This window comes from Vicinamibacterales bacterium (assembly GCA_036504215.1).
GTDB lineage: Bacteria > Acidobacteriota > Vicinamibacteria > Vicinamibacterales > Fen-181 > FEN-299.
In genome coordinates this window covers 16,783-42,178 of sequence record DASXVO010000037.1, presented here as the reverse complement: position 1 = coordinate 42,178, position 25,396 = coordinate 16,783, and the positions used below count along the sequence as shown (strand labels likewise).

Genomic DNA, 25,396 nt, shown 5'->3' with positions numbered 1-25,396 from the left:
CCTCGTCGGGACGTTGGAATCTTGGGCTGGTCGTGGCGCGACACATGGCCCGCGCCAGGCGGAGTTCGAACAGAACCTGGTGCGCCGATTCGTCCAGTTGATGGGAATCTACCCGGTCGGTTCGATCTGGCGTACGACCTGGATCTCTGGGACGTCGAGCCGGCCCCGAATCGCTCGTCTTCGATCGTCGGCTCCGCCGATCCTCCGGACCCGTCGTTCGACGCGCTGGCCGCGATGCAGTAGGACGAACACGAACAGGCGCGCGACGGCCGCCGACGGAGCGGGCCGGGTCTCGCAAAGCACGGCGTAGACCGCCCACGTTCGTCAGGGCCCCGAGCCGGACGGCGGTGGCCTGGTGATCTGGCCGTGGGGGTATGGGGGCTCCACCCCGTCCTCTCCCCCCGCGGCCTATCAGGGGACGGAGAGCCGCCGCCGGGAGGCTTCGCCAGGACAGCGCCGAGCGGTGCGAGGCCCGCCCCGCTCCGTCGGCGGAAGCCCCAGCGGGCGCCCGACGCGCTTCCTAATCGTTGTGGCTTATGTCTGCGGCGGCTTTTCGCCGAGGACCTGCTCGATGGACGCGAGCAAAATGGCGCGCTTGACCGGCTTCACGAGGAACAGCGCGCCCGAGTGGGCGGCTTCTTCTCTGAGCGTGGGATCCTCGTACCCGGTGAGGACGATGATCGGGATGTTCGGGTGGCGGTCGCGTCCGAAGATGGCGAGTTGCAGGCCGTTGTAGGCCCCGAGCCGGATGTCGGTCAGGAGCAGGCTGGGGCGCGTCGTCGCGAGCAGCGTCTTCGCATCCTGGAACCGATCGCAGGCCGTCGTGTCGTAGCCCGCCTCGGTCAGCACTTCCGTCAGATACCGCAGGACCTGGCGATCGTCATCGACGACGAGGATCTTCTTGGACTCTGTCATACGCCGGCCCCTCGTCGCTCGTTTGCGGCGACCGTATCCTCGCCATTCCCGTGGTCACGCCGCACCGTGACGCTCCTGAACCGCTGGAACGGCATCTGGCAGTCGTGCTTGCGCAGGAAGTTGAGGAAGCGCTTGTAGTCGCCTTCCGGCATGTTGAACATCTGGACCAGGATTCGGTAGCTGCCTCGCGTCTGTTCCAGGCCCCGGCTGACAATCGCGCGCAGATCGTCGCGCGTCATGTCGCGGGCCATGAACGGCTCGTAGACGACACCCCAGAACGACTCGTGGCCGTTGATCATGCGGTCGTACATGCGTTCGATCGCGGCGCCGCGCACCGGCTCGCGGATGGCCACCTGGGGCGGCGGCATGATCTCCATCGGCAGGTCGGCGGGCGTGATGAGACCGCTGCGGGCGCGGAGCACGAGGCGTTCGACGAAGTTCTTCAGCTCGCGCACGTTGCCCGGCCAGTTGTAAGCGACGAGCTGCGCCAGCGCTTCGGGCGCGAGGCGCGGCACCGGCAGCGTGTGGCGCGTGCTGTAGAAGTCGATGAAGTAGTCGAGAAGCTCCGGCACGTCCTCGCGGCGTTCCCTGAGCGGCGGCATCGTCAGGTGGATGACGTTCAGCCGGTAGTAGAGATCTTCGCGAAAGTCCTTCGACGCGATGCGCTCGGTGAGGTTGCGGTTCGTGGCGGCGACGACGCGGACGTTCGTGCGGGCCTGGGCGCGCTCGGCGCCCACGCGCTGGATTTCTCCGCTCTCGAGGAAGCGCAGGAGGAGCGCCTGCATCCGCAGGCTCATCTCCCCCACTTCGTCCATGAAGATCGTGCCGCCGTTGGCCGTCTCGAGGAGTCCTGGCTTGTCGCGGTATGCGCCGGTGAACGACCCGCGAACGTGACCGAACAGCTCCGACTCGAGGAGGGAATCGGGCAGGCCCGCGCAGTTGATCGTCACGAGCTGCGCGCGCGCCCGGTTGCTGTGCTTGTGAATCAGACGGGCGAGGACTTCCTTGCCGACGCCACTCTCGCCGGTGATCAGGATCTTCGCGTCGGAACGGGCCGCGTACTCGAGCTCCGCACGCAGTTCGCCAATCGCCGAACTGGACCCGATAAGCTGCTCGCCCTCTGTTGCCATCTGGTAATTGGACTGGGCAGGGGTCTCTCCCACCGCGCCAGCGTCTTATTCCACGTATCGGTCGAAAATAGTCAGCCTAATAGAGCCATTCAGTGTACCGCCGAGGGAATCCCACGTCAACGGAACCGAGGGCGCGGGCTGGAAGGCCTACGGGACCTCAATAGAAAAAGGGCCACCGCGGTGGTGGCCCCAGGTCGCGAACGAGCGAAGAAGAGTTGAGGAGCTACTGCTTCCGGCGACGTGCCGCGCGCGCCAGACCCACCAGGCCGAGGCCGAGGAGGGAGAGGGTGGCCGGCTCCGGGACGGGAATCGTGGCGATCTCAAGGCTGACAACCTTGTTCAGGTAGAAACACTCCGCATCAATTCCAATCCCGAACTTGCCGTCGGCGAGCCAGGCGTATTCCGCAGCCGGGACAACGTGATGGACTATCTGGCCCGGGGGAACGTGCCCCAGACTGTCCGTACCGAGGAGGAGGTTCCCGGCAAGGTAGTGGGAGACAAAGTAGTCGTTGCCGTCGCTGTGGTAGCCCGACGTCACCTTCCCCCCGGTGGTCCCCGGTCCGGACACGAGCGGCGTGTCGAGAACATGCGAATACAGCGTGTTCGCCCCGCCGGTCAAGTCGTAGATGTTCGTGTACGTCAACTCTGCCGACGCGATCTTCTGCCCGGCAGGGAGCGTCCACTCAATGCCCCACACCCACCAGTAGCCGTGCGGAAACACAGTGAGTTGGCCGGGCTTGGGCTCGAACTTGAACGTGTCAGCGCTGGCCACGCCAGCGCCGGCGAAAATCAGGATGAGCACGGCGAACGTGAGTCGCCGAAGGAGGCTGGGCATGACGAGTTCCTCTCGTTCCTACTTCCGGCGACGCGCCGCGCGCGCCAGACCCACCAGGCCGAGGCCGAGCAGGGAGAGAGTAGCCGGTTCGGGGACAAGTTCGACGGAGGCATAGATATCGCCCCTCATGTCGCCTCCCCCGTTCGTGATCGGCGCCGTTGCCATTGGCGTCACCAGCACGGTTCCATAGGGAGTACTAAAGGCAAACTGATTCCCCTGCAGAAAGTAGAAGGTATCGGAGGAGCCGATTTGTCCTGCGTACGGGTGGGTGATTTGGGAGGGCCCGAAACCCAAGTCGAAGCTCCACTTCGCATCACCGAGGAAAGACGGAGTTCCGTACGAACTGGGACCAGCAGTGAACGTGTACTCGTTGACCTTCACCAACTGTGGAGTGAACGGCACCAGAACGAAGGATCCGGTCAGGCCGTGGACAGACAGGATGTCCCAGCTGCCAAGCGCCGGCGCGTCGTTTCCGAGGTAGTCAACATAGTACGTGCCGGAACCGAAGGTAAACGGGGCGGCCTGGCTGCTCTGTGCCATGCACACAACCAGCGCCAAACCCAACGCGATCCGAAGCGCGAGTCTCATAAGCCATCTCCTCCTCGGCTCGACCACCGCCGGTGGCGAACCCTAAGCAATATGTTGAGCGCCGGTGGCCGGACCGTCGTGCCGACCCTGCGTGGGCCAACCACTAAGCGTTATCCGTGCCGGTTCACATCCGGAGACGGTTCTGAGATGAGCTGCGGCAACACAAGCAACTGAAAGGACTTCCGCCGATGCGTGTCGCATCCTGACCAATTGCATGAATCTGGAAGTCTCGGCCCCGGGCGACTTTTGTCTTGAAGAAGAGAGTTCCGGATGAATTCGAGCGACTACTCGCTTGCCAGCTTGACGCAGTTCTTCCCCGCCGCCTTGGCGGCGTAGAGCGCACGGTCGGCGTTGGCGATGAGTTCCTGGACGGAATCGTCGGCGCCGAGCACGGCGACACCGACGCTGATCGTGGGATGGATGTCGGGAGGAACCAGGAGCGGATCGAATCGGTACTGCTCGATGCGCTGGCGGATGCGCTCGGCGCTCTGGACGGCGCTGGCCCCGTTGCTGCCGGGCATCAGGATCGCAAACTCCTCGCCGCCAAAGCGCGTGCAGACGTCGAACGCACGCACCGATCGGCGCAGCGTGTCGGACATTGCCTTCAGCACCCGGTCGCCCACCAGGTGCCCGAGCAGGTCGTTCAGCGCCTTGAAATCATCGGCGTCGATCACGAGCAGCGCCAGGTCGAGGCCGTAGCGGCGGGCGCGCTGGATTTCCTCGTCGATACGAGTTTCGAAGTAGCGCCGGTTGAAGAGCGCCGTGAGAGGGTCCACGGCGGCAGCGTGCGCCATCTCGCGTGCCTTGCCCGCATACCGTGCCGAGGCCAGACTCAGCGCGACCGGAGCGGCCAGCGCCCGCGCCAGGGTCAGGTCGCCACGGGTAAACGGCTGGCGGTCCTGGCGATCGGCCAGCGTGAGGACGCCGAGGCCCACGGCATCGGCGAATAGCGGCACGGCCATGAACGATCCGGTCCGATACCGGAGCCGCCGCGGTGCTCGCCGCTCACGCGCGGCATCGACCACGAGCAGCGGGGTTCGCGTGAGGAATACCTCACCGATGACGCCAGTGCCCGGGGGAATCCGCAGATCCTCGACCAACACCGACGGGTAGCCACGCGTCGCCACGACCCTGAGCCGACCGGTCGCATCGTCGAACAACGCGAGGCCCGCCTGCTGCGCGCCGACGTGATCGGCGATGGTGGACACGATGAGCTGGTGGAGGCGGGCGGGCTCGGAGGCGTGCGCGAGTTGACGGGAGAAGTTGTAGAGGTCGGCCACGAGCTGCTGACACCGTCGCTGGCCGGCGAGCGCGTGGGAGACGCGGTCCACGAAGACCGCGGCCGCGGCACCTTCGTCGGCGGCGCGCTCGACGTCTGGCCAGATGTCCTCCAGCCGACGAAGATCAGTCTCGTTGAGTTCAACAGTCAGCACGTGATGACGGCACAAGAACGCGGTTGACGCCAGTGGCCGATGATTGACACGAGCAGAAACACGATTGACCAGGAGGAGGCAGCTTCCGTGCCAAGCTCCGCCGTGGCTCAGAGCGCCGCCAAACGGGGGTTCGGCATGCCTGCCGCGAATAAAGTCTGCCCGAGGTACACCTAAAGACTGCTAGTCTCACGAACGAGGAGTCCGCGAAAACCGTGACTATAGGGTATCTATTTTGCACCTTGTTTCGGACTCATACAGACCGAAAGTCGATTTTGCTCCATCTTTCAACAGGTGCGGCAATGGCCGCGACGGAACGGGCTTTGCTCTGCAGGAGGTGGTAACTCGTCCGGGGGAAGCCAGGAGAATGCCATGGAAATCCATCTGGTCTCGTCGCTGACGCCAGAAGATGAAAGCCGGTTGGCGCCGGTCATGCTCACGGCCATCAACGACGTGCTGACCCGGCTGCCGGTGTCGTACTCGGTCCGCATCGAGATGTCCGCGGGCAGCGCGATCCAGCACCATCACACCGCCGCAGCCGCAGGCGCGGACGACGAACCGGTGGCGGGGCCGGTTGCCGAGGTGCGATTCCCGAAGGCCTGATCTCCTCCTCACGCCGACAGCACCGCTCTCGTCGGTCGGTGCTGCTATCATTGGCCCGATGCCGCCCATCCCTTCGCCCCGTCGTCCCCGGCCGCTTCCCACTCCAACCTCAATTCGCCGACACGCCCGCACGGGGGCTGTTGCGATCGTCCTGCTGCTGCTCCCCTGGCTCGCCGCGGCCCAGACCGCGGACAACGTGCTGCTGGTCGTCAACGAGTCCTCGCCAGATTCCGTGCGTGTCGGCGAGTACTACGCCGGGCGCCGACATGTGCCGCAGAGCCAGGTCTGCCGCATTCGAACCGACGCCGCCGACGAGGTCGAGCGCGGCATCTTCGAGACACAGATCGAAACACCCCTGGCCAAATGGCTGCAGCGGAACAGCGCCGTCGACCGCATCCTCTATATCGTGCTCACCAAGGGCGTGCCGCTTCGAATCAAGGGCACGGCGGGCCGCGACGGTACGATGGCGAGCGTTGATTCCGAGTTGGCGCTGCTCTACCGGAAGCTGACGGGCACGTTGGTCCCAGTGGTGGGCCGTGTGGCCAACCCCTATTACCTGGGAGACGCTCCGGTCGCCCAGGCGAGGCTCTTCAGCCACCAGTCGTTCGATATCTTCCTGGTCACCAGGCTCGACGGCTACACGTTCGAGGACGTCAAGGGGTTGATCGATCGAGCGATCGCGCCGGTGAGCACCGGCCGGGTTCTCCTCGATCAGAAGGCCGGATTCGGTGACGCCGGCGGAAATCAGTGGCTGCGCGCGACAGCGGACTGGATGGCCGCACGTGGCTTCGGCGATCGGACCGTGCTCGAGACGACGAGCCGCGTGCTCACGAGCGAGAAGGACGTGCTGGGGTACTACTCGTGGGGATCGGGTGACCCGTCGATTACGGCCCGGCACCTTGGGATCGAGTTCGTCCCGGGCGCGATTGCTGCGACGTTTGTCAGCACGGACGCGCGAACATTTCGCGAGCCCCCCGCGGAGTGGAAGATCGGCACGTGGACCGATCGGAAGACGTTCTTCGCGGACTCGCCCCAGTCGCTGGCGGGCGATCTGATTCGCGACGGCGTGACCGGCATCGCGGGGCACGTGGCGGAACCGTACCTCGACGCGACGATCCGGCCGAACGTCCTGTTCCCCGCGTACTTCTCCGGGTTCAACCTGGCCGAATCGTTCTATCTGGCCATGCCGTATCTCGGCTGGCAGACGGTCGTCGTTGGCGACCCCCTCTGCACGCCTTTCCCGCGCCAGGCCCTGCAGCCCACGGACATCGACAAGGGCATCGACGCGACCACCGAGCTGCCGGCCCTGTTTTCGGCCCGCCGCCTGCAGACTATTGCCGCATCGGCGGTGAAGCCGGACGCCGCCCGCAGCTTCCTCCGGGCGGAGGTGCGGCTGGCCAAGGATGACAAGCCGGGCGCGCGGATGGCGCTCGAACAGGCGACCGTCCTCGATCCCCGCCTGGTCACGGCGCAGGTCCTGCTTGGCACGCTGTACGACGAGGGCGGCGAGTACGACAAGGCGATCGAGACCTACCGGAAGGTGGTGGCGGGCAGGCCCAACGAGGCGATTTCGCTCAACAACCTCGCGTTCGCCCTGGCGGTGCGCAAGAAACAGCCGGCCGACGCACTGGCGTATGCCGAGCGGGCGTACGCGCTGGCGCCAGGGAATCTGAATGTGGTCGATACGCTCGCGTGGGTGCAGCATCTCTGCGGGCGCGACGAGGATGCGGGGAGACTACTGTCCCAGTTGCTGCCGAAGGCGGCGGATCACGCGGAGGTGCAGTTCCATGCGGCGGTCGTGTTTGGCGCGCTGGGGATGCTCGACCGGTCGGCGGCGGCGCTCGCGGAGGCGGTGCGCCTCGACGCGGCGCTCGAGGGGCGTGAGGAGGTGAAGGCGCTGAGGGCCAAGCTCAAGTAGATCCAGCCGAGACGCCGCGTCCGCGGCCTCAGAAGTCCGCCATATTTTCACTTCAGCGACAAAAGGTATCTCTCGCGCAGCCTTCTGTCATCGCCTGGATCCATCCACGACATGCACTAATGATATAAGATACTCATTATCAATAGCTTACTCTAAGTCGAGCGCCTTCATTGCAGCCTGGCACAACCGTTGCTATATGGATGAGCATTCGGTGTTGCGGATGTGCTGTTGGTCGTCACAGACGACCTGGAGGCCCGACGTCATGAAGAAACTGGTTCTCATCCTTGCCATCGTCGCCTGCCTGGTGCCGGTCGCCGCCAAAGCTGATTCAATCTACGTCCCGGGCATGGGGCGGCGCGTGGTAGCCGGAATCAACATCCCGCAGGTCAAGGACGGGGATCAGGTCGTGCTGCCGGCGCTCAACGGCAACTTCTACGTGGGCGAAATCCGGATCGACTGGAACAACCACGAGTACCTGGGCTACTGCGTGGACCTCTTCACCGACTTCAACGCGCCGTCCGGCTGGAACGTCGAGCGCCGCTTCATGTCGGACCTCCCGACGGCCGGGAACCCGCCGTACGTGGCCGCAGGCACCGGCCCCCACGCGGCGTGGCTGGCGAATCACTACGCCCCGCTGGTGCAGACCAACGAGGATGCGGCGACGCTGCAGGTGGCGCTGTGGATGGTTCTCTATCCCCGCCTGGACCCGACGTGGTTCTCGGTGAGCAACGACATCAGGACGAACGCATCGACCTGGGCCAGCCTGAGCGCCAACCAGCACGAAAACGCAATCTGGCTCGACTTTCCGGGCTCTGGCGTCGGCGGCCAGGACTTCGTGATTCCGGGCCAGGTTCCGGAGCCGGCCTCGCTGATGCTGTTCGGCGTCGGCCTGATCGGCCTCGCCGGAGCGGTGCGGCGTCGGACACGCCGGTAGCAATCGCCCGGCGCCTCACGCGAACGTGGACTTTTGAAGGCGGAGGACCTCACGGGGTCCTCCGTTTTTCGTGTACGGTCGCGGCACCCTTTGGCGGCCGCTCACTTCCAGCCGTGGCCAGCGGATCGGGCCCAACGAGTCAACCATAATTGAACCATGGCGATATAAGTCTGCCCCATGGGCGACCTTGTTCCGCCATGCAAATCGCGTGATCGCCTAACAAACCATTTAGACACAATGTCTTGAAGCCATTATGACCCTCGTCGTCGAGCGCCGCGAGCGAGGCACGTCAATTGCTGAAGTCCTGGCGTCGGGTGGTGTTCAGGCTGGCTTGGCACTCGCTCTCGAGTCCGCCGCCTCTCGCTTTACTCCAACGAGTCGCCGGAAGGCGACGGAGGGTTACAGATGAAGAAACTCATTCTCATTCTCGCGATCCTGGCGCTCGTGCCGGCCGCCAGTGCCCGGGCGGACGGCATCATTCATCTCGGGGGATGGACGCCCGGTGGCGTCGAAGACATGGCGTTGCCGGGCTATGCCGGTGGCGTCTACGTCGGCACGGTCCCCGCACGGATCGGCACGTTGACCTTCGACGCGTACTGCGTCTCCGACCTGAACATCTCGCTCGGCGGCGGCGCGGATTTCTGGTACACGGGGCCAGGCAGCATGGCGACGGACTGGCCGGGTCACCAGGTGCCCGCGGGAACGGCCCTGCAGGGCCATCAGGGCGCATGGCTCTACAACAACTTCGCGACCATGCCTGGCGTCAATAAGGAAGCCCTTCAGATCGCCATCTGGAACGCGGTATTCGACAACGACTTCAGCGTGAGCAATCTGGCAGGCAGTGTCTACATCCGCAACGCCGGCTCGGGCCGCATCGCCGTCGCGAATGGCTATCTGACGGCGCTTCAGAATGCCGGCGCGAACGACGTCCTCTCGGCGGACGCCGCCTACTATCAGATCTACAACCTGAACGACAGGAGAACCGAGTACCAGGGCTTCATGGGACCCCAGGTTCCCGAGCCGGGTTCCATGCTGCTGCTCGGCACCGGCCTGATTGGGCTTGGCGCCGCAGTGCGTCGTCGCGCCAAGAAGTAGTTGAACGTCTGCCAAGCCGCCTGACTTCACGAGGGCACGGGGAGAACTCCTCGTGCCCTCGGTGTTCACACGGTCCTTCAACCCTGCGGCCGCGATTCACCTTAACTTCCAGCCTGCGCCGACAGAAGTCGCCCTGGAGACTGACTTCGTAATCCCTGCCGCGCCTCGGGCAGCCGGTTTAAGACGTTATTGTGCAGTGCCTTAACTGCCCAACCGTACCGGTTGTGAAGCCCCGCACGAGGAGGCACATCAATTGCTTTGCTCCTGGTGTCTGGTGGTCCTCAGGCCGGCTTGGCACTCACTCGAGTCCGCCGCCTCTCGCTTCATTTCAATTCGAGTCGCCAGAAGGCGACGGAGGGTTACGCATGAAGAGACTTCTCATTCTCCTCGCCGTGCTGGCGCTGGTCCCTGCGGCGAGCGCCCGCGCCGACGGCATTGTGAACGCCGGCTTCTGGACCGACGGAGTTGCAAGTGTCCACCTGGCTAGTTTCTACAATGGCGGCGTTCGGATCGGTGCCGTACCGTTCGACATCAACGGCTGGAAGTTCGACGCGTACTGCGTGTCCGATCTGAACATCGACAACCTGCCCAACACGTACCGCTACGAGGGTCCGCTCAGCATGGCCAACGACTGGGCGACGTTCCCCAGCAATTTCGGTTTCGCGGCGGACGCGGGCAAACGGGCTGCGCTCCTCTATAACACCTACGCGAACCATGCTGGGATCGATCGTGGCGCTCTTGGGATTGCAATTTGGAATGCCGTTTGGGACACCGACACCAGCGTCACGTCTGGCGCGGGCTCAGTGTACGTGAACGGCTCCGGCGCCTTGGTGGACCATGCAAACAGCTACTTGCTCGCGCTGACCAATGCCAACGCGGTGGCCGCGGCGGACGCCTCCTACTTCAGGCTCTTCTATCCGGCAGCGGGCACGACGGCGGGTACCGAGGTCCAGGGCTTCATGGGCCCACAGGTTCCTGAGCCGGGTTCCATGCTGCTGCTCGGCACCGGCCTGATCGGCCTGGCCGCCGCGGTGCGTCGTCGCGTCAAGAAGTAGTTGGACGTCTGCCAAGCCGCCTGACATCGCGAGGGCACGGGGTCCTTCTCCGTGCCCTCGTTGTTTTTCCGCTCCTCGATCCCCGCTCCTGCGATTCATCCTACTTCCCGCTTACGCCGAAAGAAGTCATCCTGCAGAGTGACTTCGCTACTCTCACCGCGCGTGGGACTACGGGTCCAAAACGTTAGTTTGCAATGTCTTAGCTGCGCAGCCGTGCCGGTCGTGAGGCCGCTCACGCAGAGGTACATCAATTGCTGTAATGCTGGTGTCTGGTGGTCTTCAGGCTGGCTTGGCACTCATTGGAGTCCGCCGCCTCTCGCTTTCCTCAAACGAGTCGCCGGAAGGCGACGGAGGGTTCCGCATGAAGAAACTCATTCTCATCCTCGCGCTGCTGGCACTCTTGCCGATGGCCAGCGCCACCGCGGGGCCGTTGCTCGATCCCATCTCGGTAGGCGACGTCGTCAGAGTCTACCAGTCGACTGGCGGCGCGGATCAGGGTGGGTCGTTCCTGGTCGTCGGGACGGGCTACGAGTTCCTCACGTTCTGCATCGAGGACAAGGAAGTCTTCTATCCAGGCAGCCCGTATACCGTCACCCGGCTGGACACCGTCTCCATCAACGGGAATACAGGGTACCCGACGCTCGCCGGTCCGCTTCCGCTGTCGGCAGGGGCGGCGTTCCTTTACACGCAGTTCCGGGAGTTGTATTACCCGGGCAGCGGGAACGTATTGGATGACGCCACGGCGAATGCGTACCAGCACGCCATCTGGTACTTCCAGGGGCAGAACCCGCCCGGCGGAATCAACTCTCTCGTCACAGATGCGGACGCCGCGATCGCCGCCGGCAAGTGGTCCGGAATCGGCAACGTGCGGGTCCTGGGTTTCGATTCGAGCGTATATGGCGATCCCAACCGCGTCCAGGACATGCTGACGCTGGTCCCGGAGCCAGGCTCCCTGATGCTCCTCGGCACGGGCCTGATCGGCCTCGCGGCCGCCGCTCGCCGTCGCGCCAAGAAGTAGCCGACGACACCCGTCAGGCCGACTGACTGTGCAAAGAGGCACGGGGTTCTGTCCCGTGCCTCTTTGTCTTCGTGCCAAACTTCTCCGTTCCGCCGCTCCGCAGCCTCCGCCGGCTCCTGTCGCCAACAACCTCAGCACTTCGACTCGCAACTACGGCCACAATCCGCAATTGGCGCACGCGGCCGGTGTTGCTCGCTCAGCACCAAGTCCTGAGGGCACGAATACGTTGCCGCATTTGTGCATCGAAGGACTCAACCAGAGCGCTCTCGCGCTATGATGGCCTCCGAGATGGGATCTCACCAGAGGCTTGCCGCACTCCTGCTGGTCATCGGTCTGCCCGCCTGCGGCCCATCGTCCCCACAGCCCACGCCGGCGCCGGCAACCAACCAACCGGTGCGGATCAACGGGACCGAGCATCTCGCATGGAACGAGTCCGTCGCGAGCCGCGATCAATTGGGGTCGCTTCGGTTCTTCGCGTTGGTCGATGGCAAGAGTTGGGAACTGGCGGGCGTGTCGTGCGACGCCGTCCCTGTCGCCGAGGGCTACGCGTGCTCGAGTCCGCTGCCGCCGATGTCAGTCGGACCGCACACCATTCAGTTGATCGCGTTCAACGGCCTTCTCGAAAGTGAACCCTCCTCACCACTGCTGTCGGTCATCGTCGTCACCGGCTCGACCGCCCTTGCGTCGGCGGGGGTGTCGGCAGGCGGGTCCACGACGACCACCACGTCGATCACCACTTCCGACGGTGTGACGCTCCGCCTCGATCCGCTGGCGCACGGCCTCAGCGACGTTACCGATGTGGCGCTGGCACCCGGCGACCGGATCTTCGTGGCAGAACGCGCGGGCCGGATTCGCCTCTACCGAGACGGCGGTCTTCAGCCGGAGCCGGCCGCGACGCTCAGCCAGACCATCAGTTCCGGTGGCGAGTTGCTTGCGCTCGCGGTCGACCCCCAGTTCAGTGGCAACCACCGGGTCTACGGGGTCCACACGACGGCGCCACGGCGGGACGTCGGCACCACCCTCGGCTTCACACTCACCCGATTCGTTGAGACTGGCGGAACCCTCGTAGACCCGGTCGTGCTACTCTCCGAGGTCCCGGCCACCTCCGGCCGCGCCGCGGCTGCCCTCCGGTTCGGTCCCGACAGCAGGCTCTACGCGGCCTTCGACGATGGTGGGAACGAGCATCTTGCCGGCGACGTCGCGTCGTTCAACGGGAAGGTGCTGCGCTTGAACCCTGACGGGAGCACACCGGAAGACCAGGCGGGGGCCAGCCCGGTCTTCGCCCAAGGTATCCGGTCGCCCCGGGGTCTCGCCTGGCCAGCGGCCGGCGGGATGATGTGGGTCGCGGACGCCGCCCCGGCCGGCCAGGAGCAGTTGACGCCGTTCGTGAACGTCGGGGATCGCCCAATGCGGACGCAGTCGCGGCAGGCATACCGTTTTCCGGAGCCCGTCGGGGTCCGCGGCATCGCGCCCTACGGTGCCGCGCTCGTCCCGCAATTTCGCGGCGACCTCTTCGTCGCAGCCGACGAGGGGCGCTCCATCCTGCGAGTCCGCTTCGACCCCGCCGATCCGCTGACGATTGCTTCGACCGAGCGACTCCTGGCGGATCGCGTCGGTGGCATTCGGGCAGTTGCCATTGGGACGGACGGCGCCATCTACTTCGCAACGACGGACACCCTCGCGCGGCTCGTCCCAGTGAGCGCGCCGCCTGCAGCCCTCGCCCGTTCGCGCCGACATTAAGAGAGGACGTGTGTCGAGCTCTGCCCGCCGAGCGCCGCGGGGCTCCCATTTTCGGCCTGCACCGAGGAGTTCAGAAATGCATCGCCTCAAGTTCGTCGCGGTCGCGGCACTGGTGGTCGTCCTGGCGGCCGGCTGCTCGAAGAGCGCCCGGCAGTACGTCGATTCCGGCAACGCCTACTTCGGCCAGCAGAAGTTCCGGGAAGCCGCCATCGAGTACCGCAACGCGATCCAGAAGGACCCCAAGCTCGGTGAGGCGCACCTCAAGCTGGCCGAGAGCTGCGTGCGCATCGGCGACATCCGCTGCGCCCTTCGCGAATATGTCAACGCGGCGGACCTCCTGCCCGACAACCTGGACGCGCAATTGAGAGCCGGCGACCTGTTGCTGTTGGCGAGGCGCCTCGAAGACGCCAAGGCCCGCGCGGACAAGGTGCTCGCCAAGAACCCGAAGAACCTGCAGGCGCAGCTCCTGCTGGCCTCGGTAAGTGCCGCCAAGCAGGACGTGGACACGGCCATCGGGCAGTTCGAGGAGGCGCTGCGGCTCGACCCGAAATCCGGCGGCGCCTACGCCAGCCTGGGCTCGCTGCAACAGAAGAAAGGGAACATCGAAGCCGCCGAAAAGGCCTTCCGGCAGGCCGTGGACATCGACCCCAAGTCCGCGATCGCCCATCTCCTGCTTGGCAACTTCCTGTTCACCACCGGCCGGCAGGCCGAGGCGGAAACCTCGTTCAAGCAGGCGCACCAGATCGACCCGAAGAATCCGAACGCCGGCCGCGCACTGGCCGCCTTCTACATCGCGTCGAACCGCGCGCCCGAGGCGGAGCCGTACCTCAAGGCCATCTCCGACAACTCGAAGGAACCGGGGCCAACGCTGTCGCTGGCCGACTACTACCTCGGGCTCAACCGCGTGGACGAGGCCGTTGCCCTCCTCAACAAGGTTGCGTCCAACAAGGACGCCTACGTGGACGCGAAGACGCGGCTCGCCGGCATCCAGTACGCGCAGAACAAGCAGACCGAGGCGCACAAGACGATCGACGAGGTCCTGACCAGCAACCCGAAGAGCGCGCCCGCGATGCTCGTCAAGGCCCGGTTCCTCCTGCAGGAGAAGAAGGTGGACGAGGCGCTGGCGCGCGTGAAGGCGGCCGCGGCCGCGGACCCGCGCTCGGCGCCGGCCCAGTACCTCCTCGGACAGCTCTACGCGCAGAAGAACAATACGGACGAGGCGATCAAGGCGTTCAACGAGGTGCTGAAGCTGAACCCGGGAGCCGTGGCCGCCCAATTGCAACTCTCTCGGCTCCAGATGTCGAGGGGCTCCGCCGATCCCGCGCTCCAGTTCGCCGAGCAGGCCGTCACGACGAGTCCTGAGAACCCGCTGGCGCGCCTGATGCTGGCGCGCGCGCTGATGGTCAAGGGGGACTTGACGCGCGCCGAAACGGAGATCAAGGCGCTCGTGGCCAAGTACCCGCAGGCCGCGCCGGTTGTCGCCAGCCTCGGCTCGCTGCAGATGGTGAAGAAGGACCAGGTCGGGGCCCGGAAGTCGTTCGAGCAGGCGTTGAAGCTCGATCCGAATTCATTCGAGGCGTTGGTCGGCCTCGTCACGCTCGATGTCGCGGCGAAGCGTCTTCCCGATGCCCGCGGCCGTGTCGAGGCGCGCTTGACGCGTACGCCGGCCGATGTGAACGTGCTAATCCTGGCGGCGCGCACCTACGCGACCGGGGGCGACCTGCCCAAGGCCGAGCAGACGCTGCTCAAGGCGCTCGAGATCGCGCCCGAGAACCTCCAGGCCTACGGCGTCCTCGCACAGCTCTATCTCTCCCAGAAGAAGCTGGATCAGGCCAAGGAGAAGTTCGCCGAGCTGGCCAGGCTCCAGCCGAAGCCCGTCGCCGCCGAGACGATGGTGGGGATGATCCTGCAGATGCAGGGAAAGAGCGCCGAGGCGCAGAAGCAGTACGAGAAGGTGATGACCATCGACGCGCGGGCCCCGGTGGCGGCCAACAACCTGGCCTGGATGTACGCCGAATCGGGCGGCAGCCTCGAGATGGCACTGCAGCTCGCGCAGACCGCGAAAGCCGGCCTCCCCGACGCCCCGGAGGTGAACGACACGCTCGGCTGGATCTACTACAAGAAGAACCTGCCCGGCCTCGCGTTCGGTCCGCTGCAACAGGCGATCGAGAAGACGCCGACCAACGCCTCGTACCACTACCACCTGGGCATGCTTTTGGTAAAGACGGGCGACTCGGCCAAGGCGAGACAGTCGCTCGAGAAGGCGCTCTCCATCGATCCGAACTTCGACGGCGCGGCCGAGGCGCAAAAGACGCTGGCCACGCTCAAGTAGTCCAGGCAGGCATTTCGAGGACCGCTCTATGCTCCATCGCCATCGTGTCTCATGGGCCCTCGTCGTCGCGGCCATGCTGCTGGCCGGGTGCCGGCAGGATCCAGAGGTCGAGAAGCAGAAGGCGCTCGACCGCGGGAATGCCTGGGCGGGCCAGAAGAAGTTCGCCGAGGCCACCATCGAGTACCGCAAGGCGCTCCAGTTCGACTCCAGGTTCGCCGAAGCGCACTACAGGCTCGGCCTCGCGTACGAGGCCATCGGCAACCGCGCCGACGCGTTGCGCGAGTTGAGCCTGGCGTCGGACATGGCGCCGGACCGGAAGGACATCCAGGTGAAGGCCGGCCAGTACTTCCTGTTTGCCGGCAAGTTCGACGAGGCGCGCCACGCGGCCGAGCGCGTGCTCGACAAGAACGTGCGGAACGTGGACGCGCAGTTGGTATTGGCCAACGCGCTCGCCGGACTGAACCAGTTCGATGCCGCCGCGAGCCAGGTGGAGGCGACCATCCGGGCCGAGCCGGCCAACGCGGCGATCTACTCGAACCTCGCCGCCCTCGAACTGGCGCACGGCGACATATCCAAGGCCGAAGAGGCGTTCCGCAGCGCGCTGACGGTGGCACCGCAGTCGATCGAGGCACGCATCGGGCTGGCGAACATGTACTGGTCGCTCCAGCGCATGCCGGAAGCCGAGAAACTCCTGAAGGAAGCCGTGGCGATCGACGCCAGGCACGTGCTGGCCAACCGTACGCTGGCTGCGCTTTTCGTCGCGACCGGCCGGCTGGCCGAAGCCGAGACCCCGCTGAAGACCGTCGCCGACGCCAACCCGACAATCATCGCCCCGCGCCTCGCCCTGGCCGATTACTACCTGGGCGTGAAACGAACGGACGAGGGGTTGAAACTGCTCGAAACCGTCGCCCAGCAGAAGGACGGCTACACGCCCGCCATGCTGCGCCTCGTGCAGTACGAGTACTCGCACGGCCAGCAGCCAGCCGCCTACGCCCGGATCGAGAAGGTGATTGCGGCAGACGCGCGGAATCCGCAGCCGATGCTCGTGAAGGCCGCGCTGCTTTTGACCGACGGCAAGGCCGACCAGGCGCTGACGCTGGCACAGGCGGCCGTCAAGGCGGCGCCGCGGTTGGGCCGCGCGCATTTCGCCGTCGGCAGCATCCAACTGGCCCGTCGGGCACCGGACGAGGCCCGTCAGGCGTTTCAGGAGGCGCTGCGCCTCAGCCCGCGCTTCGGCCCGGCGTCGCTCGAAATCGCCCGGATCGATCTGGCCATGGGCCAGGCCGAGCGGGCCGTGCAATTCGCGGACGAAGCCGTGAGGAGCATGCCCCAGAACGCCGACGCGCGGTATGTCCTGGTGCGGACGCTGATCGCCCGCGGCGATCGCGAGCGGGCCCGGGTGGCGCTGACGCCGCTTCTGGCCCAGTACGGCGGCGTGCCGCGGGTACAGACGCTTGCCGGTCAGGTGGCGCTCGCCGGGCAGGAGCGCGACGTGGCTCGCAAGGCCTTCGAGCAGGCGCTCAAGCTGAATCCACGCGATGACGAGGCGCTCTCGGGCCTCATCAGCCTCGACATGGAGGCCGGCAGGCAGGCCGAGGCGCGGCGCCGCGTGGAGGTGAGGCTAACCGCGACACCGCAGGACGCCACGGCCCTGGCAATGGCCGGGCGGGTGTACGACGCGGTGGGCGCGACGGCGAAGGCCGAAGAGACGTGGAGGGCGCTCATCGCCGCCGATCCTGGCGGCCTCGAGGGCTACATGGCGCTCGGCCGGATCTACTACCAGCAGAAGCGCGTCGACAAGGCGCTCGCCGAGACCGAGCGCCTGTCTCAGCAGCAGCCTTCATCTGCCGCCGCGCACACCATGGCGGGGTTCCTGCTGGAGGTTCTAGGTCGGTCGGCCGAGGCGCAGCAACGCTACCAGAAAGCGCTGTCGATCGATCCCCACGCGGCAGCAGCGGCCAACAACCTGGCGTGGCTCTACGCGAACGGCGGTGGCAACCTGGATCAGGCGCTGCAGTTGGCACAGGCCGCCAAGGCCGCACTCCCCGACTCGCCCGAAGTGAACGATACGTTGGGGTGGATCTACCACAAGAAAGGGATGCGCGACCTGGCCGTGGGGCCTCTCGAACAAGCTGTGGCTGCGGCGCCCGGCAAGGCCGCCTATCACTACCACCTCGGGATGGCCTACCTTGGGGCGCACAACTGGACGCTGGCCCGGGCCTCGCTGCAGCAGGCGCTGAAGCTCGGCGCCGACTTCGAGGGCGCGGCGGAAGCCAGGAAGACGCTGGCATCCCTCCAGTAGCGGTGCCCACGGCGAATTACCTGCGGCCTAGTGGAATGTGGTCTTTTCTCTCTCCAGGGGCAGACTTTGTCCTCCATGTCTGTCCCTTAAATCGCTGTTCTGACGCCACCTAACAACATATCCGCGTGTAGGTTACGGTTGCTGCACGGGTAATATCCATCAGCCATTCCAACGGCACACCTTATGCTTTTATAGCCGGTGACTGGGGCGTTGTGCTTTCGGACACCGGTCGGTTCCCATAAGGGAGAACTTGTGAAGCATCGATTGTTTGCCGCGGCTGTCATCCTTCTTCTGACCTCGGCTGCCCTTCCCGTCTGGGCGGACACGCTCGATATCGTTCGAGGGACGGGTGGCTGGAACAACTTCCAGACGCCCAGCACGGCGTCGAAATTGTGGGGCTCGAACCAGACCTCGGTCCCTTCGGCTGCGTACTGGAACAATTACAGCATGGACCCGGGGGACAACGCCAAGGCCGAGTGCAATATCGGCTACTGGTTGAGCAACGCCGGTGGGTGCGGGGCCAGCTTCCTGGCCGGCAGCCCGAAGCTCGTAGAGCCCAAGTTTCTCGGAGACGCCACGACGGGGTTCAACGTGAACAAGGCGCCGACGACCAAGTCGGTCACCGTGACGACGCATCTGCAGGTCACGGCCTATCACGAGACCGACGAACTTGGTTGGTACGACGCCACCGACCCTAACCAGGTGAAATTGACGTCGCTGCTGACGGGGCCGAAGCTGATTGGCGGCAGCGTCACGTTCGTTCCGTCCGGGGTCTACGGTTTCTACCTCAAGTCGCCGGACGGCACGTATCTGACCAACGGGACGGGCGACAGCCGCACGCATTTTGCCGTCTTCCAGATGTCCGGCACCGATCACTACATGTTTGGCGTCGAGGACATGTTCCAAGGTGGGCTGAACGGCACCAAGGGCGCCGGCTGGATGCCCGACTGGGACTACAACGATTTTGCGCTGGAGATTCAGGGGAACCCGGTGCCGGAGCCCGCGACGATGGTGCTGCTGGGCACGGGTCTCGTCGGCCTCGCGGCTGCGGTTCGTCGCCGCCGCCGGTAACGCGGATTTGATCGCTCGAAACACAAGAAGGCCGCAGGACGTCCAATCCTGCGGCCTTTTCTTCTTCAAGTCCCCTACGCCTTCACGATCCGTCCCTTCGCTCCCGCCGGCAGCCGCACCGCGTTCCGCGTGTCCACCACGAGCCGCGCGTCCGCGTAGAGCGCTGGATCCTTGAACTGCTTGTGGCCGGTCGAGAGCACCACCGCGTCGTAGCCGCCGAACGCCTCGGCGGTACACGGCACGGACTTCAACTGGATGTCGTGCTTGCGGCCGCGGCGCGCCACCGGGAAGAAGGGGTCGCAGTACTCCACGCGGGCTCCCCGCTCGCGCAGCAGCTCGATGATCTCGTACGACGGCGACTCGCGGTCGTCGTCTATGTCTTCCTTGTAGGAGAGGCCGAGCACCAGGACCTTGGCGCCGTTGATGCTGTGGCCATCCTGGTTCAGCGCCGCCACCGTTTTGTCGACGACGAAGTGCGGCATGTGGGTGTTGATCTCGCCGGCCAGCTCGATGAAGCGCGTCCAGATGCCGTACTCGGCGGCTTTCCAGGACAGGTAGAAGGGATCGAGCGGGATGCAGTGACCGCCGAGGCCGGGGCCGGGGTAGAACGGCTTGAAGCCGAACGGCTTCGTCTTCGCCGCCTCGATGACCTCCCAGACGTCGATGCCCATCCGGTCGAAGGTCATCTTCAGCTCGTTGACGAGCGCGATGTTGATCGAGCGGAAGATGTTCTCGAGGAGCTTGGAGGATTCCGCGACCCTGGCCGACGACACCGGAACCACGGTATCGATCGCGGACGCGTAGAGCGCCACGGCCGCATCTGTCGATTCCTTGTTCACGCCACCGACGACCTTGGGGATCGTCCTGGTATGGAAGTCGGGGTTGCCCGGATCCTCGCGCTCGGGCGAGAAGGCCAGGAGGAAGTCATCCGGCGTCTTCAGGCCGGTCTCCTCGAGAATCGGGAGCACGTCCTCGTCGGTCGTACCCGGGTACGTGGTGGACTCGAGGACGACGAGCTGGCCCTTGCGGAGGCGCCTGGCCACGTCGCGGGAGCTGTTGATCACGAATGACAGGTCGGGCTCGCGGTGATGACCGAGCGGTGTCGGCACGCAGATGAGGACGGCGTCGCATCCGCTCAGTTCACCGAAATCCGTGGAGGCCCTGAATCGCCCGTTCCGCACGGCGGCCGCGACCCGATCGGCCCCGATGTGCTTGATGTACGACTCACCCTCGTTGAGGGCGCCGACCTTGGCCGGGTCGGAGTCGAGGCCGATCACTGAGAATCCGGCCTCGTTGAAGACCAGGGCGAGCGGCAGGCCGACGTAGCCCTGCCCGACGATGCCGATGGTCGCCTTGCGGGAGTGGATGCGGGAGAGGAGATCGGACATAAGGGCGCAATCCTCATACTCGAAAGGTTACCGTGCGCGGCCATCGCGCGCCGGAATACTATACTATGCGGCCCACGGGTTCTGGCTGCAGAAACAGGGCTTTCCTGCCGATAACCCGAGGGATGGCACCCTCGCCGCAAGGCTCCGGTGTGCCGTTCTGACACCAATGTTCTCGAGACACGCGCTCACCATCGACGCCGAGGAAGTGGCCGGAGAGATCGAGGCCGCCATCCGGGAGCAGGTTCTCGGCACGTTGCGCCGACGGGGCGCCGTCCTCGGCCTCTCTGGAGGCGTCGACAGTTCGGTGGTCGCCGCACTTTGTGCCCGGGCTTTGGGCAAGGAGAGAGTGCTGGCGCTGTTCATGCCCGAGCGCGAGTGCTCCGGCGATGCACTGTCTCTCGGCCGCCTCGTCGCCGAGCACCTCGGCATCCAGGCGATCGAGGAGCCCATCGGCGCCGTCCTCGAGGCGTCCGGCTGCTACGCGCGTCACGACGCGGCGATCCGCATGGTGTTCCCGGAGTTCGTCACCGGTTGGCGCTTCAAGGTGACTCTGCCGTCCGCGACGCAGGGAGCACGACTCAATGTGTCCACGCTGACGATCGAGTTGCCCGGTGGCGGGACGAGAAGCGCGCGGATGCCGCTCGATGCCTACCTGCAGCTCGTCGCCGCGATGAACTTCAAGCAGCGGACGCGTAAGACGATGGAGTACTACCACGCCGACCGGCTGCACTACGCGGTAGCTGGGACGCCGAACCGGCTGGAGTACGACCAGGGCTTCTTCGTGAAGCAGGGCGACGGCGCCGCGGACATCAAGCCGATTGCGCATCTCTACAAGACGCAGGTCTACCAACTCGCGCGCCATCTCGGCGTGCCCGAGGAGGTCCTCCGGCGCCCGCCCACGACCGACACGTACTCGATGCCGCAGACGCAGGAGGAGTTCTACTTCGGCCTGCCCTACGAGCAGATGGACCTGTGCCTCTACGGCCGCAACAACGGCGTGCCTGTCGCCGAGGTGGCTGCCGCGGCCGGTCTCACGCCGGAGCAGGTCGAGCGCGTCTACGCGGACATCGATCAGAAGCGGAGATCCACGCGGTATTTGCACGCCCGCCCACTGCTCGCCGCGCCCGTGCCGGAGGTGGCTGGCTGATGTGCGGCATCGCCGGCATCGTCGCGCTCCGCGACGGCCTCGAGCCGCCGACGCGGGAGCAACTCGCGACGATGGCGTCGGCGCTTCGGCACCGTGGGCCAGAGGAGTTCGGCGTCTACCGGGATTCTCGAGCCGGCCTTGCGCACGCGCGGCTCTCGATCATCGACCTGGCGACCGGGTCGCAGCCGCTCGCCAACGAGGACCAGACGCTCTGGATCACGTTCAACGGCGAGATCTTCAATTACGTCGAGCTGCGAGTTGAACTCGAGGAACTGGGCCACCGTTTCCGCACGAAGAGCGACACCGAGGTGATCGTCCACGCGTACGAGGCGTGGGGGGAATCGGCCTTCGAGCGGTTCAACGGCCAGTTCGCGCTCGCGCTGTGGAACAGTGTCACCAAGACGCTCGTCCTCGCGCGCGACCCGGTGGGCGTCAGGCCCATCTACACGTGCGAGCACGCCGGCCGTCTCTACTTCGCGAGTGAGGTGAAGGCGATCTTTGCCGCCGAGCCGGGAATCAACCGCGCGTTCGATGCGGTGGGCCTCGACCAGGTGTTCACGTTCTGGTCCACCGTGCCCCCGCGCACGGTCTTCACCGGCGTCACCGAACTGGAACCCGGGCACGCCTCGGTCTACCGCGCCGGCGTGCGAACCGATCGCGCGTTCTCAGCGCCGAAATTTCCCGAAGGTCCCGGCGATGAGTTCCAGGGTTCGCCGGACGATGCCGTGGATGCCACGCGGGCTGCGCTCGAGAAGGCCACGCGGCTGCGGATGCTGCGGGCTGACGTGCCCGTCGGCAGTTACTTGTCCGGCGGCCTCGACAGTTCGCTCGTCGCCGCACTCGCCTACCGTGCCACTGAAGGCCGGCTGCAGACCTTCTCGCTGCGGTTCGCGGAGGCCGAGTACGACGAAACGGCGTACCAGCGGCTGATGGTCGAGCGGCTTGGCAGCGACCACCACGACGTGATGGTCACGCGGGCCGATATCGCCCGCGTATTTCCGGACGTGGTCTACCACGCCGAGCGCCCGGTGCTTCGCGCCGCGCCCGCACCGCTGTTCCTGCTGTCCGCCCTGGTGCGCGATGCAGGCATCAAGGTCGTGGTGACCGGCGAGGGCGCCGACGAGGTGTTCGCGGGCTACGATCTGTTTCGGGAGGCAAAGATCCGGCGATTCTGGGCGAGGCAGCCGGCGTCATCGTGGCGCCCGCTCCTTTTCGGCCGGCTGTATCCTTACATGGCGCGCTCCCCCGTCGCCCGTCCGGCGATGGCGCAGCAGTTCTTCGGTCTGGGCCTCGGAGAATGGGCGTCTCCAGGTTTCGGTCACGGTCCGCGCTGGCGGTCTGCGGCCGCGCTCAAGCGCCTCTTCTCCGCGGACATGCGCTCGGTGCTCGCAGGCCGCGATGCCGTCGGGGAGTTGCTCGGCACGCTGCCGCCGGAATTCGTCAGGTGGTCCTTCCTGGCGCAGGACCAGTACCTCGAGATGCGGACGCTTCTGGCCGGCTACATCCTGCCGTCGCAAGGCGACCGCATGATGATGGCGCACTCGGTGGAGGGGCGCTTCCCGTTCCTGGACAAGGACGTCGTCGCTCTGGCGCATTCACTGCCCGCCAGCCACAAGCTGCGCGTGCTCGACGAAAAGCATGTCGTGAAGCGGGCGGCGCGTGACCTCGTGCCAGCGGAGATCGTGACGCGAAAGAAGCAGCCGTACCGTGCGCCAGACGCCGTGTCGTTCGCCGGCCCAGCCGCCCCGGCGTGGGTGGCGGAGGCGGTTTCACCAGCGGCGGTTCGGGAAGCCGGTGTTTTCGACCCGGCCGCGGTGGACTTGCTATGGCGCAAGTGTACGACACGTGCGAACGACGCGACGCTCTCGAACGCCGACAACATGGCGCTCGTGGGCGTGCTCTCGACGCAGATTCTGCACGAGCGCCTGGTTCGCCGCCTGCCGGAAGCAGGCCCCAGCATCGCACCGACGATCCTTGTGGAGGCGTGAGACCGATCCCAGATGGCTTCCTCCCCTGACCGTTTCACCGCCGCCATCCCCCAACTCCACGACTACCTCGTGGACTCGGCGCAGCGCGTGCCCGACAAGGTGGCGCTCGTGTGCCAACGGGGACGGCTGACGTACGGGGAGTTGGAGGCTGAATCCAATCAGCTCGCGAATGCGTTCGTCAGACGGGGCGTACGCCGCGGCGACCGTGTTCTCATCCTGGCTGACAATACCGCAGAAACCGTCGTTGCCTTCTGGGCGGCACTGAAGGCGAATGCGGTCGCCTGCCCGGTCAGCCCGTTGATGAAGGCGCCGAAGCTTGCAGGGCTCATCGAAGACTGCACACCTGTCGCACTCATCGGGGCGGCCATCCACGTCCCACTCCTCACGGCTGCTGCGGAACACCACCCGCTACCGGCCACGGTCGTCCTCGCAGGTCCTGAAGGTGCGGCTCGTCTCGCAGAGGCCGGTCCCGAGGTGCTGGCGTGGAACGACGCGACTGCGCTGGAGGGGGCAGGTACAGCGCCCTCGCGTTCAAACATCGACGTCGACCTGGCAAGCATCATCTACACGTCCGGCAGCACCGGTGCGCCGAAAGGCATCATGCTCACGCACCGGAACATGCTGACTGCCGCGACGTCAATCACGGCCTACCTCGAGAACAGCGAAGACGACGTCATCCTCTCCGCGCTGCCGCTCTCCTTCGACTACGGGCTGTATCAGGTCATCATGGCCTTCCGAGTCGGAGCCCGCGTCGTCCTCGAACGGTCGTTTGCCTACCCTACGCAGGTGCTCAGGGATCTGGCTTCCGAGGGCGCCACTGGGTTCCCCGGGGTTCCCACGATGTTTGCGACGCTTGCCGGAATGACTGGCCTGGAGCAGTACGATTTCTCGAGCGTGCGCTACGTCACAAACACCGCTGCGGCAATCGCGGCCAAGCACGTTTCGTTCATTCGTCGGACTTTCTCGTCTGCGCGCTTCTACTCGATGTACGGCCTGACCGAGTGCAAGCGCTGCACGTACTTGCCGCCAGAGGACCTCGACAGCAAACCCGACAGCGTAGGGATCGCGATCCCCAACACCGAACTGTGGATCGTGGACGACGATGGAAACCGCGTTGGACCAAACGCCGTTGGCCAGTTGGTGATCAGGGGCGCGACCGTCATGAAGGGCTACTGGAACAAGCCGGAGGCAACAGCCCACCGTCTTCGCCCAGGGCCTCTGTCCGGCGAACAAGTACTCTTCACGGGCGACCTGTGCCGGACGGACGAGGACGGCCACGTGTATTTCGTCGCCCGCATGGACCAGATCATCAAGAGCAGGGGCGAGAAGGTGGCGCCCCGGGAAGTCGAGGCGGCGCTGCTGGACATTCCCGGCATCCTGGAGGCCGCCGTCGTGGGGATTCCGGATACAATTCTCGGCGTGGCAGTGAAGGCATTCGTGGTGCTGGAGGCCGAGAGCCGCCTCACGCCAGCCGACATCCGCGTTCAGTGCCAGGCGCGCCTCGAGCCGCACATGGTGCCGGCGCAGGTGGTGATCGTGCCGGAGTTGCCGCGGACGACCTCGATGAAGGTGGACAAGAAGGCACTGCTATGAGAACTGGCTCGGCTGACCCCAGCCCGGATCAGGACCGCGACGCGGCGATTCGGCAACGCCTTCGGGAGTTCCTGCTGTCGACGTTCTACGTCCCAGAGGTGGACCATCTGTTCGACGACACGTCGCTCCTGGAGGCCGGCATCGTCGATTCGACTGGGATTCTGGAGATCCTGGCGTTCCTCCGTACCGATTTCGGCGTGAACGTCGAGGATTCGGAGGTGACCCCGGACAACTTCGAGACCATAGGCCGCCAGGTTCGGTTTGTCGCTCGCAAGCTCGCCGCCTCGTCTGCCCAGCTGGGCTGATCCACGTGA

General features: G+C 65.6%; 20 protein-coding genes. 14 read left to right on the top strand and 6 right to left on the bottom strand.

The window, feature by feature from the left end:
- Nucleotides 1-534 precede the first annotated feature (534 nt).
- The 5 genes from VGK32_10500 to VGK32_10480 all read right to left on the bottom strand — a co-directional run bounded on the left by VGK32_10500 (nt 535) and on the right by VGK32_10480 (nt 4,901).
- Nucleotides 535-915: a response regulator gene (locus VGK32_10500; protein ID HEY3382188.1), complete on the bottom strand. Its 381-nt coding sequence runs from the start codon at nt 913-915 to the stop codon at nt 535-537.
- Complete coding sequence (locus VGK32_10495) at nt 912-2,045, bottom strand: sigma-54 dependent transcriptional regulator (protein ID HEY3382187.1); 1,134 nt, start codon at nt 2,043-2,045, stop codon at nt 912-914. The genes VGK32_10500 and VGK32_10495 overlap by 4 nt, the downstream gene beginning before the upstream one ends.
- Nucleotides 2,046-2,268: 223 nt before the next feature.
- Nucleotides 2,269-2,880, bottom strand: a complete 612-nt coding sequence (locus VGK32_10490) for a PEP-CTERM sorting domain-containing protein (GenBank protein ID HEY3382186.1) — start codon at nt 2,878-2,880, stop codon at nt 2,269-2,271.
- 18 nt (nt 2,881-2,898) lie between these two features.
- Nucleotides 2,899-3,468 (bottom strand): PEP-CTERM sorting domain-containing protein, encoded by a 570-nt coding sequence (locus VGK32_10485; GenBank protein ID HEY3382185.1) that lies wholly within the window; start codon nt 3,466-3,468, stop codon nt 2,899-2,901.
- Nucleotides 3,469-3,752: 284 nt separating this feature from the next.
- Entirely contained in the window at nt 3,753-4,901 is a 1,149-nt protein-coding gene (locus VGK32_10480; protein ID HEY3382184.1) for a sensor domain-containing diguanylate cyclase, read from the bottom strand.
- A 369-nt stretch (nt 4,902-5,270) separates the two neighbouring features.
- Between VGK32_10480 and VGK32_10475 the strand changes: the two genes are divergently transcribed.
- The 10 genes from VGK32_10475 to VGK32_10430 all read left to right on the top strand — a co-directional run bounded on the left by VGK32_10475 (nt 5,271) and on the right by VGK32_10430 (nt 18,966).
- Nucleotides 5,271-5,501, top strand: a complete 231-nt coding sequence (locus VGK32_10475) for a hypothetical protein (GenBank protein ID HEY3382183.1) — start codon at nt 5,271-5,273, stop codon at nt 5,499-5,501.
- Between the two features lie 58 nt (nt 5,502-5,559).
- Nucleotides 5,560-7,419, top strand: coding sequence for a TIGR03790 family protein (locus VGK32_10470; protein HEY3382182.1), 1,860 nt, complete (start codon nt 5,560-5,562; stop codon nt 7,417-7,419).
- Nucleotides 7,420-7,681: 262 nt separating this feature from the next.
- Complete coding sequence (locus VGK32_10465; GenBank protein HEY3382181.1) at nt 7,682-8,353, top strand: PEP-CTERM sorting domain-containing protein; 672 nt, start codon at nt 7,682-7,684, stop codon at nt 8,351-8,353.
- A gap of 405 nt (nt 8,354-8,758) precedes the next feature.
- On the top strand, nt 8,759-9,448 hold the full coding sequence (locus tag VGK32_10460; GenBank protein ID HEY3382180.1) for a PEP-CTERM sorting domain-containing protein: 690 nt from the start codon (nt 8,759-8,761) through the stop codon (nt 9,446-9,448).
- A gap of 365 nt (nt 9,449-9,813) precedes the next feature.
- On the top strand, nt 9,814-10,503 hold the full coding sequence (locus VGK32_10455; protein HEY3382179.1) for a PEP-CTERM sorting domain-containing protein: 690 nt from the start codon (nt 9,814-9,816) through the stop codon (nt 10,501-10,503).
- Nucleotides 10,504-10,864: 361 nt separating this feature from the next.
- Nucleotides 10,865-11,521: a PEP-CTERM sorting domain-containing protein gene (locus tag VGK32_10450; GenBank protein ID HEY3382178.1), complete on the top strand. Its 657-nt coding sequence runs from the start codon at nt 10,865-10,867 to the stop codon at nt 11,519-11,521.
- A gap of 288 nt (nt 11,522-11,809) precedes the next feature.
- Nucleotides 11,810-13,261 carry a PQQ-dependent sugar dehydrogenase gene (locus VGK32_10445; protein ID HEY3382177.1) on the top strand — a complete coding sequence of 484 codons (1,452 nt, stop codon included), beginning with the start codon at nt 11,810-11,812 and terminating at the stop codon, nt 13,259-13,261.
- A gap of 76 nt (nt 13,262-13,337) precedes the next feature.
- Nucleotides 13,338-15,593, top strand: a complete 2,256-nt coding sequence (locus tag VGK32_10440) for a tetratricopeptide repeat protein (GenBank protein HEY3382176.1) — start codon at nt 13,338-13,340, stop codon at nt 15,591-15,593.
- A 28-nt stretch (nt 15,594-15,621) separates the two neighbouring features.
- Nucleotides 15,622-17,895 (top strand): tetratricopeptide repeat protein, encoded by a 2,274-nt coding sequence (locus tag VGK32_10435; GenBank protein ID HEY3382175.1) that lies wholly within the window; start codon nt 15,622-15,624, stop codon nt 17,893-17,895.
- A 252-nt stretch (nt 17,896-18,147) separates the two neighbouring features.
- Complete coding sequence (locus VGK32_10430; GenBank protein ID HEY3382174.1) at nt 18,148-18,966, top strand: PEP-CTERM sorting domain-containing protein; 819 nt, start codon at nt 18,148-18,150, stop codon at nt 18,964-18,966.
- A 74-nt stretch (nt 18,967-19,040) separates the two neighbouring features.
- On the opposite strand, the gene VGK32_10425 is transcribed toward VGK32_10430, so the two are convergent.
- Nucleotides 19,041-20,354: a nucleotide sugar dehydrogenase gene (locus tag VGK32_10425; protein HEY3382173.1), complete on the bottom strand. Its 1,314-nt coding sequence runs from the start codon at nt 20,352-20,354 to the stop codon at nt 19,041-19,043.
- 166 nt (nt 20,355-20,520) lie between these two features.
- On the opposite strand from VGK32_10425, the gene nadE reads away from it, so the two are divergent.
- Genes nadE through VGK32_10405 form a run of 4 tightly spaced genes read left to right on the top strand, consistent with a single transcriptional unit; the run spans nt 20,521 to nt 25,387 of the window.
- A complete protein-coding gene (gene nadE, locus VGK32_10420) occupies nt 20,521-21,501 on the top strand; it encodes an NAD(+) synthase (protein ID HEY3382172.1) in 981 nt (326 codons plus the stop codon).
- A complete protein-coding gene (gene asnB, locus VGK32_10415; protein HEY3382171.1) occupies nt 21,501-23,489 on the top strand; it encodes an asparagine synthase (glutamine-hydrolyzing) in 1,989 nt (662 codons plus the stop codon). The genes nadE and asnB overlap by 1 nt, the downstream gene beginning before the upstream one ends.
- A 12-nt stretch (nt 23,490-23,501) precedes the next feature.
- On the top strand, nt 23,502-25,082 hold the full coding sequence (locus VGK32_10410) for an AMP-binding protein (protein ID HEY3382170.1): 1,581 nt from the start codon (nt 23,502-23,504) through the stop codon (nt 25,080-25,082).
- Nucleotides 25,079-25,387 (top strand): acyl carrier protein, encoded by a 309-nt coding sequence (locus VGK32_10405; protein ID HEY3382169.1) that lies wholly within the window; start codon nt 25,079-25,081, stop codon nt 25,385-25,387. The genes VGK32_10410 and VGK32_10405 overlap by 4 nt, the downstream gene beginning before the upstream one ends.
- Nucleotides 25,388-25,396 lie beyond the last annotated feature (9 nt).